Raw genomic sequence first — 9,694 nt, forward strand, 5'->3', positions numbered from 1 at the left:
TTTCGCTGGCGCCGTTACCGGCTCGCCAGCAGCTCGGCATGCTGTTCGGTGGTGAGCCCAAAGTGACCGGGATAGGCAAGCCAGACCGGCATTCCCTCTTTGGGCAACCAAAGGTGGCGGCCCAGCTCGGTCCAGTTGGAGGGGAAGTGAAAATCCGATCCCACCGAGATATAGAGGTCGTGATCCTTGGCCCACTGGCCCAGATTGGCCCGTTCTTGCGGGCTTTGCTGGGGCAATGAGACCTCCATGGCATCGCCACCGGCCCCCTTGAAGGCCACCAGCAACCGCTTGATCCACTTGGCAGTGAGATCGTAGCGGCTGGGGTGGGCCAGCACCGCCAGCCCACCGGCGGCATGAATGGCCGCGATGGCTTCGCTCATCTCGGGCCACTCGGCCGGAACATACCCTTTATTGCCACGGCTCAGGTACTTTTTGAATACCTTCTGCATGTTGTCGGCCACCCCGCGCGCCACCAGCACCCGGGCAAAGTGGGCGCGGGTCACGGCGGCGTCACCGGCAAGCTGTTTGGCCTCTTCATAGGCGCCGGGGATGAGGCACTTCTCCAGACGGCGCCCGATTTCCAGCGCACGCGCTTCGCGCCGGGCCAGCTGACCAGCCAGAAAATCCAACAGCTGCGGATTTTTTTCATCCACCCCCAGCGCCACGATATGAATTTCGTGATGCTCCCAGCCGGTGGAGATCTCGACCCCGCTCACCAGTCGCAGCGGCAGTTGCTCGGCTTCGATGGTGCGGCGCACCTCGTCAAGCCCGGCGAGGGTGTCGTGGTCAGTAACTGCTAACACCTCGACCTGTTTTTCGGCTGCGCGGCGCACCAATTCGGCTGGGCTTAGCACCCCGTCGGAGGCCGTGGTATGGCAGTGAAGATCGAATCTCATCAGGTTATTCCGCTCTCGTGGTCAGGTCACCATTCATGGCAAATCGGTGAAAGAAGGCTAAAAAGCGACTTGACTTGGCCGCGGCTTTATCGTTCTCTGTAGGCACTTCATTGCAAACAGTTTTTTACAGGACCTTATCATGCAAACGACTTCCATCCTGACCATCTGGTGGTGGCACACTCCCTGACATGCGGGCGTGTGGTCGTTGCTGTACCTGTAATCTGACAGCAAATTAAGAACCCAAAGAAAAAGCCCGCTGACCCCAGCGGGCTTTTTTATTATCCGGCAAATGGACCTGTGATGAAACCGAGAATTCAGACAAGCAAGCTGACCTGGCGATGGCGCCCCTGAACCAGCCACCCCGGACCAATTAAATTTCTAAGGAATTCAACGTCATGAACATCGGTAACACGCATCACACGCAAGGGAACGCACTATGACAGCCACACATCGCCTTCCTCTGGGTGAATTCGATACCCTCAAACTCAACGCCCCCTATGTGGCCGATCCGCTGGCGCTCTATACCCGCCTCTGTCAGGGCCGCCCCAACAACCTGCTGCTGGAATCGGTGGAGATCGACTCCAAGGCGGGCAAACAGAGCCTGCTGCTGGTGGATGCCTGCCTGCGCATCGAGTGCCGTGGTCGCACCGTGCGGGTGCGCAGCCTGAACGACAACGGTGCCCAGTTGCAAAGCCTGCTGGCCGAGCGGCTGCCTGCGGTGGTGGCTCGTTCGCTGGTAAATGGCGAGCTGCAACTCGACTTCCCGGCCTCCGATCGGGAGCAGGATGAAGACAGCCGCCTCAAGGGGAGCAGCGTGCTGGATGTGCTGCGCACCCTGCAGCGGGAGCTTGATTGCCAGTTGGGCCCTCTTGACGCTAGCGCGAACAGCGAGGCGCTTTTTATGGCGGGCAGCTTCGCCTATGACCTGATCGCCTCTTTTGAAGACCTGCCCGAGGTGCCCGAGGGGAGCAACGACTGCCCCGACTACTGCTTCTATGTGGCCGAGACCCTCATCACCATCGACCATATCAAGCGCACCACCCAACTGCTCGCCTGCATCTTTGGCGGCGACAGCGACGAGAGCCAGGTGGAAGAGAGATACACCCGCCTGACCGAACGGCTCACCGACTTCAAACAGATTTGCCAGCAACCCCTCTGCGCCGAGCTGACCACCCAGCCCCTGACCGGCGGCATGAGCGTGGACAAGAGCGACAAGCAGTTCTGTGCCGAGGTGGAGAAGCTCAAGGGCTTTATCCGCCGTGGCGACATCTTCCAGGTGGTGCCGTCCCGCTGCTTCTCCCTGCCCTGCCCGAGCCCCTTGGCCGCCTATCGCCGCCTCAAGCAGACCAACCCCAGCCCCTACATGTTCTACGTGCAGGATGAGGGCTTCACCCTGTTTGGCGCCTCGCCGGAGAGCGCGGTGAAATTCTGCGCCGCCAGCCGCGATGTGGAGATGTACCCCATCGCCGGTACCCGCCGCCGCGGCTTCAACCCGGATGGCAGCATCAACCGCGATCTCGATGGCCGCATCGAGCTGGAGCTGCGTCAGGACGAGAAAGAGGTGGCCGAGCACCTGATGCTGGTGGATCTGGGCCGCAACGACATCGCCCGCATCTCGGAGCCCGGCACCCGCTACGTCAAGGAGCTGCTCAAAGTGGATCGCTACAGCCACGTGATGCATCTGGTCTCCAAGGTGGTCGGCACCCTGCGTGCCGACCTAGACGCCCTGCACGCCTATCAGGCCTGCATGAACATGGGCACCCTCACCGGCGCCCCCAAGATCCGCGCCAGCGAGCTTATTCGCATGGTGGAAGGCAAGCGCCGCGGCAGCTACGGCGGCGCGGTCGGCTACATCAACGGCGCCGGCGAGATGGATACCTGCATCGTCATCCGCTCCGCTTTCGTGAAAGATGGCTTGGCCCACGTGCAGGCCGGTGCCGGTGTGGTCTATGACTCCAAGCCGCAAGCCGAAGCGGACGAGACCCGCGCCAAGGCGGCCGCCGTGCTGGCCGCCATCGCCGCCAGCCATGGCACCTCCCTGCAAGCCCTGAGCGCCCAGCAGGAGCAACATAAGGACGTGAGCCAATGAGTACCGGATCAACCGCCACTAACATTTTCCTGCTCGATAACTTCGACTCCTTTACCTACAACCTCGTCGACCAGTTCCGCTCCCTCGGCTATCCGGTACGGATCTACCGCAACAGCCTGCCAGCCAGCCGCATCATGAGCAAGATCGCCGCCTGCGAAGGGGACGCCGTGCTGGTGCTCTCGCCGGGCCCGGGTGCCCCCCACGAAGCGGGTTGCCTGATTGATCTGATCAAACTTGCCCGTGGTCAGGTGCCCATCCTCGGCATCTGTCTCGGCCATCAGGCCCTGTGCGAAGCCTACGGCGGCACCGTCGGCGCGGCGGGTGAAATCGTCCACGGCAAGCGCTCCCTGATTGAGCACAACGGCCACGGCGCCTTCGCGGGGCTGCAAAGCCCCTTGCCGGTAGCCCGTTACCACTCGCTGGTCGCCACCTATGTACCGGAAGAGCTGACGGTGATTGCCCACTATCAGGGCATGCCCATGGCCATCGAGCAGCAGGATGAGCGGGTGCTGGGCTTCCAGTTTCATCCCGAATCCATCATGACTTCGGAAGGGGCCCGTCTGCTGACTCAGGCGCTCGCCCATATCACCCGTCCAGAAAGCATTTTTTCGACACGCGGCGTGCGTTAAGGTAAGGAGACCAACATGCATCAACATCTCAACACCCTCTATCAGGGTCACTCTCTGAGCCGTGAAAGTACCCGCGATGCCTTCGGCCAGGTGGTACGTGGCGAAGTGGACCCCATCGTGCTCGCCAGTCTCCTGACCGCCCTCAAGATCAAGGGGGAGACCCCGGAGGAGATCGCCGGTGCCGCCGAGGCCCTCTTGGCCGAAGCGCGCGACTTCCCGCGTCCGGACTATGCCTTCTGCGACATCGTCGGCACCGGTGGCGATGGCCTCAACACCATCAACGTCTCCACCACCTCGGCGCTGGTCGCCGCCGCCTGCGGCCTGAAAGTGGCCAAGCACGGCAACCGCTCGGTCTCGAGCAAGTCGGGCTCGAGCGATCTGCTGGACAAAATGGGCATCAAGCTCGACATGAGCCCGGCGCAGGCGCGCCATTGCCTTGACGAGCTCGGCATCTGCTTCCTGTTCGCCCCCCAGTATCACGCCGGGGTGCGCCACGCCATGCCGGTGCGTCAGGCCCTCAAGACCCGTACCCTGTTCAATGTGCTGGGGCCGCTTATCAACCCCGCTCGCCCTACCTATCAGCTGATGGGGGTCTATGTCCCCGAGCTGGTGCGTCCCATCGCCGAAACCCTGCTGGCACTGGGGCTGAAAACCGGTATGGTGGTGCACGGCGCCGGGCTCGACGAGATTGCCATCCACGGCCCGACCCAGGTGGCCCAGATCCGTGACGGCGAGATCCGCGAATTTATGATCACCCCGGCTGACTTTGGCCTCGAGACCTATCCGGTCAGCGCCATTCAGGGCGGTGAGCCTGAAGAGAACCGCGCCATCACCGCCGCCATTCTGGAAGGGCGTGGCACCCCGGCTCACAACGCCGCCATCGCCGCCAATGTGGCGCCACTGCTGCTGATGGCGGGCAAGGCGACAGACCTCAAGAGCGCGGCGGCCGAGGTGCTGGCGGTGCTGGCGAGCGGCAAGGCTGCGGAGCTCGCCGCCCGGCTCGCCACTTTGAGCCATCAGGAGGCATGATGTCAGCCTCCACGTTGCACAGCAGTCATTCAGAACGCCCACAGGGCACTCATGCAGAACTCCCGAGCGGCAGTTCGCAGTTTCGCAAGGATAACGAGATGTCAGACCTTATTGCCCCCCATGCTTTTCTGAACATGGCCTCCATCAGCCAGACCATCCTCGGCAAGATCGTGGCGGCCAAGCAGGAGTGGGTTGCCGCCCGCAAACTGGCCCAGCCGCTGGAGAGCTTCCAGAGCGCGCTGACCCCAAGCGATCGGGATTTCGTTGGCGCACTCAAGGCAGGCTCCACCCGCTTTATTCTGGAGTGCAAGAAGGCCTCCCCCTCCAAGGGCTTGATCCGCAATGATTTCAGCCCGGAGGCGATCGCCGACATCTATGGCAAATACGCCACCGCCATCTCGGTGCTGACCGACGAGAAGTTCTTTCAGGGGGATTTCGCCTTTTTGCCGCGGGTGCGCAGCCGTGTTCAGCAGCCGGTGCTCTGCAAGGATTTCATGATTGACCCCTATCAGGTCTATCTGGCCCGCCACTATCAGGCGGACGCCATCCTCTTGATGCTCTCGGTGCTCACCGACGAGGGCTATCGCGCCCTGTTCGCGGTGGCCAAGGAGCTGGGCCTTGGCGTGCTGACCGAGGTGAGCAACGAGGAGGAGCTGACCCGGGCCATCGCGCTGGGGGCGCCGGTGATTGGCATCAATAACCGGGATCTGCGGGATTTGAGCGTCGATCTCAACCGCACCAAACAGCTGGCTAAAGATATCCCGAGCGATCGGGTGGTGATCAGCGAATCCGGCATCAACCACCGCGCTCAGGTAGCGGATCTGCGCCACCACGCCAAGGGCTTTCTGGTGGGTTCGTCACTCATGGCCGAGCCGGATCTGGAGGCTGCGGTGCGCAAACTGGTACTGGGCCAGAACAAGGTGTGCGGCCTGACCCGTGCCGAGGATGCCGCCGCCGCCCATCAGGCGGGCGCGGTATTTGGTGGTCTTATCTTTGTAGCCAAAAGCCCGCGCTATGTGGACATCCCCGCCGCCCGCACAGTGATGGCCGGTGCGCCGCTCTCCTACGTCGGGGTATTTCGCAACGCCCAGCCCGCCACCATCGCCAAGACGGTGGATGCGCTGGGACTCGCCGCGGTGCAGCTGCACGGCGATGAAGATGCCGCCTATATCGAGATCCTGCGCCCACTGCTGCCCGCGGGCTGCCAGATCTGGAAGGCAATTGGAGTCACAAGTGGCGAGCCGCTGCCTGCCCTCGACTACCCGGCGGATCGCCTGCTGCTCGATACTGTCGTGAAAACTGCGGTAGGCAGCCAGAGCGGCGGCACAGGTCAGGCGTTCGACTGGGCCATGCTGGCCACGCTCGACAAGAGCAAACTGATGCTGGCGGGGGGGCTCAATCCCGACAACGCCCTGCAGGCGGCACAAGTGGGTTGCCTCGGCCTTGATTTCAACTCCGGAGTGGAGAGTGCCCCGGGCCAGAAGGATGCGCACAAGATAGCAGCCGCCTTCGGCGCACTGCGCCAGCTGTGAAAAAGCGCTGCGAACCCGCTAAACACATGCACCAAATGAATGAATCGCTTAAGCCTATAAATACAAGGAATAGTCTATGACCCTGCTCAACCTGTTTTTTAGTGAATTTCGCCGATGACATGTATGCGCCCCAGACATACATCCCAGACCATCACTGTGCATCCCTGATTTAACAGCAGAAACAAGGAATTTAATCATGACCCTGCTCAACCCGTTTTTCGGTGAATTTGGCGGCATGTATGTGCCCCAAATCCTTATCCCGGCCCTGCTCCAGCTGGAGAAAGCCTTTGTCGATGCCAAGGATGATCCGGCCTTTATCGCCGAGTTTCAGTCCCTGCTGACCGAGTATGCCGGTCGCCCGACCCCGCTCACCCTGACCCGCAACCTGACCAAGGGCACCAAGACCCGCCTCTATCTGAAGCGTGAAGATCTGCTGCACGGCGGCGCCCACAAGACCAACCAGGTGCTGGGTCAGGCGCTGCTGGCCAAGCGGATGGGCAAGAGCGAGATCATCGCCGAGACCGGCGCCGGTCAGCATGGCGTCGCCACTGCGCTGGCCTGCGCCCTGCTCGGCCTCAAGTGCCGGGTCTATATGGGGGCCAAGGACTGCGAGCGCCAAAAGCCCAACGTATTTCGCATGAAGCTGATGGGCGCCACCGTCATTCCGGTGCACTCCGGCTCGTCCACCCTGAAAGATGCCTGCAACGAGGCGCTGCGCGACTGGGCCGCCAACTACGAGTCGGCCCACTACCTGCTCGGGACCGCCGCCGGCCCGCACCCCTTCCCCACCATCGTGCGGGAGTTCCAGAAGATGATCGGCGAAGAGGCCAAGGCCCAGTGCTTCGAGAAGGAAGAGCGACTGCCCGATGCGGTGATCGCCTGCGTCGGCGGCGGCTCCAATGCCATCGGCATGTTTGCTGACTTTATCGATGAGCCTTCAGTGCGCCTGATCGGCGTCGAGCCGGGCGGTCACGGTATCGAGAGCGGCGAGCACGGTGCGCCGCTGGGTCACGGCAGCAAGGGGGTCTTCTTTGGCATGCACTCCTATCTGATGCAGGACAATCAGGGGCAAATTCAGGAGTCCTACTCCGTCTCGGCGGGGCTGGACTTCCCCTCCGTCGGCCCGCAGCACGCCCATCTGGCCGCCATCGGCCGCGCCGAGTACCCCTCGGTAACCGACAAGGAGGCGCTGGACGCCTTCCAGGAGCTGGCCAAATCCGAAGGCATCATCCCGGCGCTGGAGTCCTCCCACGCGCTGGCCCACGCCCTCAAGATGGCCCGCAGTGAACCGGAAAAAGAGCAGGTGCTGATCGTCAACCTCTCCGGCCGTGGCGACAAAGATATCTTCACCGTTGCCGACATCTTTGAAAAAGAAGGAACCTTGTCATGAACCGTTACGCACAACTCTTCTCCCGTCTGGACGAAGCCAATCAGGGCGCCTTTGTGCCGTTCGTGATGCTGGGTGACCCCACTCCTGAACTCTCGCTGGCCATCGTCGATGCGCTGGTCGAAGGGGGCGCCGATGCCCTCGAACTCGGCATTCCCTTCTCCGATCCGGTAGCGGACGGCCCCACCATTCAGGGCGCCGCCCTGCGCGCCTTTGCCAGCCACACCACCCCGGACGACTGTTTCGAGCTGCTTGGCCGCATCCGCGCCAAGTACCCGCAGCTGCCCATTGGCCTGCTGGTCTACGCCAATCTGGTTTATGTGCGCAAAATTGACGGCTTCTACGAGAAGTGCCAGCAGGCGGGCGTGGATTCGGTGCTGGTCGCCGACGTGCCGGTGCAGATGTGCGCCCCCTACAAGGCGGCCGCCGACAAGTTCGGTATCGACAGCATCTTTATCGCCCCGCCCAATGGCGATGCCGAGACCCTGAAACAGGTGGCGGAGCTTGGCAATGGTTACACCTATCTGGTGAGCCGCGCTGGCGTCACCGGTGCCGAGACCAAGGCCGGCATGCCGGTGGAAGGTCTCATCAATACCCTGCGCGACTTCAAGGCGCCCCCCGCCCTGCTCGGCTTTGGCATCAGCGAACCAGCTCAGGTGCGTGAAGCCATCGCAGCTGGCGCCGCTGGTGCCATCTCCGGCTCCGCCGTGGTGAAGATCATCGAGACTCACCACCAGAATCCGGAACACATGCTGACCCGCCTGAAAGAGTTTGTGGAAGGGATGAAGGCTGCGACCCTGCGCTAAGCGTTCAGTCAAACGCCCCCCCATGACAAACAAGGGAGCCCAAGCGGGCTCCCTTTGTTATCCCATCCCTGGTTGGTGCCACCCTTGTAGGTCTGATTAGCGAAGCGTAATCAGACGTTCGCGGAATTGATGCAGGGGAAATCCGGCAGGGAAATCCGGGGGAAATCCGGGACACCCACCTTTTTGACAGTGGTGTAGTGCTGGTCTTGACTTGAGAAGTTACCGTCGAGGGATACGCCATGACCATTGCCCGTTCACGTCAAATCAGCTTGCAGGATACGCCTTATTACCATGTGGTCAGCCGTTGTGTGCGGCGCGCGTTTCTGTGCGGGGAAGATGCCCATTCTGGCCAGAGCTACGAGCATCGGCGTCAGTGGGTGGTTGACAAACTGAGGCAACTGTCACGGCTGTTTGCCATCAGCATTTGTGCCTATGCGGTGATGAGCAATCACTATCATCTGGTGGGGAAATCCGGGACACCCACCTTTTTGACAGTGGTGTAGTGCTGGTCTTGACTTAAGAAGTTACTGTCGAGGGATACGCCATGACCATTGCCCGTTCACGTCAAATCAGCTTGCAGGATACGCCTTATTACCATGTGGTCAGCCGTTGTGTGCGGCGCGCTTTTCTGTGTGGGGAAGATGCCCATTCAGGCCAGAGCTACGAGCATCGGCGTCAGTGGGTGGTTGACAAACTGGGGCAACTGTCACGGCTGTTTGCCATCAGCATTTGTGCCTATGCGGTGATGAGCAATCACTATCATCTGGTGCTCAAGGTGGAGCCCGACGCTGCTGCCAATTGGAGTGAGCGGGAAGTGGCTGAGCGCTGGGCTGCGCTTTTTCAGTGGCCGCTGTTGGTCAGGCGTTGGTATCAAGGGGAGATGTTGATCGAGCCTGAGCTGGCGGTTGTACAGCAATTGCTGGCCCAATGGCGGGAGCGGCTTCACTCCATCAGCTGGTTTATTCGGCTACTCAATGAAAATCTGGCCCGTCAGGCCAATCAGGAAGATGGTTGCAAGGGCCATTTCTGGGAAGGGCGCTTCAAGAGCCAGGCTTTGCTCACCGAATCAGCCTTGTTGGCCTGTATGGCGTATGTTGACCTCAATCCGATCCGAGCCGCGTTGACAGCTCGGCCCGAGCAGAGTGACTACACCAGTATCAAACAGCGCCTGGAAGAGCCTGCTGCCCCTGAGGTGTTGTTACCACTGTTGCTGCCGTTTGCCAGCCAGGGGAAGCCTGAAGGGCTGCCCTATTCCTTTACTGACTACCTGATGCTGGTGGATTGGACAGGCCGCGCTATCCGGCCCGACAAGCGGGGTCATATTCC

8 protein-coding genes and 1 pseudogene are annotated in these 9,694 nt (G+C 61.4%); 8 read left to right on the forward strand and 1 reads right to left on the reverse strand.

The window, feature by feature from the left end; translation table 11 throughout:
- Positions 1–14: 14 nt before the first annotated feature.
- On the reverse strand, positions 15–896 hold the full coding sequence (rnm, locus tag BN1117_RS05085; protein ID WP_040095366.1) for an RNase RNM: 882 nt from the start codon (positions 894–896) through the stop codon (positions 15–17).
- Between the two features lie 436 nt (positions 897–1,332).
- On the opposite strand from rnm, the gene BN1117_RS05090 reads away from it, so the two are divergent.
- The 8 genes and pseudogenes from BN1117_RS05090 to BN1117_RS05125 all read left to right on the forward strand — a co-directional run.
- Positions 1,333–2,985 carry an anthranilate synthase component 1 gene (locus tag BN1117_RS05090; RefSeq protein ID WP_040095367.1) on the forward strand — a complete coding sequence of 551 codons (1,653 nt, stop codon included), beginning with the start codon at positions 1,333–1,335 and terminating at the stop codon, positions 2,983–2,985.
- The gene (locus BN1117_RS05095) at positions 2,982–3,614 is read left to right on the forward strand and encodes an aminodeoxychorismate/anthranilate synthase component II (protein ID WP_040095369.1); all 633 of its coding nucleotides are present in this window, start codon (positions 2,982–2,984) and stop codon (positions 3,612–3,614) included. Before BN1117_RS05090 ends, BN1117_RS05095 begins: the two co-directional genes overlap by 4 nt.
- Positions 3,615–3,629: 15 nt before the next feature.
- Positions 3,630–4,643 carry an anthranilate phosphoribosyltransferase gene (gene trpD / locus BN1117_RS05100; RefSeq protein ID WP_040095371.1) on the forward strand — a complete coding sequence of 338 codons (1,014 nt, stop codon included), beginning with the start codon at positions 3,630–3,632 and terminating at the stop codon, positions 4,641–4,643.
- Positions 4,643–6,175 (forward strand): bifunctional indole-3-glycerol-phosphate synthase TrpC/phosphoribosylanthranilate isomerase TrpF, encoded by a 1,533-nt coding sequence (trpCF, locus tag BN1117_RS05105; protein WP_040095373.1) that lies wholly within the window; start codon positions 4,643–4,645, stop codon positions 6,173–6,175. The genes trpD and trpCF overlap by 1 nt, the downstream gene beginning before the upstream one ends.
- Before the next feature lie 196 nt (positions 6,176–6,371).
- Positions 6,372–7,565, forward strand: coding sequence for a tryptophan synthase subunit beta (gene trpB / locus BN1117_RS05110; RefSeq protein WP_005347359.1), 1,194 nt, complete (start codon positions 6,372–6,374; stop codon positions 7,563–7,565).
- Positions 7,562–8,368 carry a tryptophan synthase subunit alpha gene (gene trpA / locus BN1117_RS05115; protein WP_040095376.1) on the forward strand — a complete coding sequence of 269 codons (807 nt, stop codon included), beginning with the start codon at positions 7,562–7,564 and terminating at the stop codon, positions 8,366–8,368. Before trpB ends, trpA begins: the two co-directional genes overlap by 4 nt.
- Positions 8,369–8,607: 239 nt before the next feature.
- A pseudogene (locus tag BN1117_RS05120) lies at positions 8,608–8,838 on the forward strand (transposase); the annotation flags it as partial.
- A 74-nt stretch (positions 8,839–8,912) separates the two neighbouring features.
- Positions 8,913–9,694, forward strand: a 782-nt coding sequence (locus BN1117_RS05125; protein WP_040095380.1) for a transposase, incomplete at its 3' end; no start/stop codon positions are given.

Source organism: Aeromonas australiensis (genome assembly GCF_000819725.1).
Taxonomy (GTDB): Bacteria; Pseudomonadota; Gammaproteobacteria; order Enterobacterales; family Aeromonadaceae; genus Aeromonas; species Aeromonas australiensis.

What these genes read in the sequence shown, in the direction of transcription:
- BN1117_RS05090 (WP_040095367.1), top strand. Translation starts at nt 1,333, where the DNA reads ATGACAGCCACACATCGCCTTCCTCTGGGTGAATTCGATACCCTCAAA.
- trpCF (WP_040095373.1), top strand. Translation starts at nt 4,643, where the DNA reads ATGTCAGCCTCCACGTTGCACAGCAGTCATTCAGAACGCCCACAGGGC.
- trpD (WP_040095371.1), top strand. Translation starts at nt 3,630, where the DNA reads ATGCATCAACATCTCAACACCCTCTATCAGGGTCACTCTCTGAGCCGT.
- BN1117_RS05095 (WP_040095369.1), top strand. Translation starts at nt 2,982, where the DNA reads ATGAGTACCGGATCAACCGCCACTAACATTTTCCTGCTCGATAACTTC.
- trpB (WP_005347359.1), top strand. Translation starts at nt 6,372, where the DNA reads ATGACCCTGCTCAACCCGTTTTTCGGTGAATTTGGCGGCATGTATGTG.
- trpA (WP_040095376.1), top strand. Translation starts at nt 7,562, where the DNA reads ATGAACCGTTACGCACAACTCTTCTCCCGTCTGGACGAAGCCAATCAG.
- rnm (WP_040095366.1), bottom strand. Translation starts at nt 896, where the DNA reads ATGAGATTCGATCTTCACTGCCATACCACGGCCTCCGACGGGGTGCTA.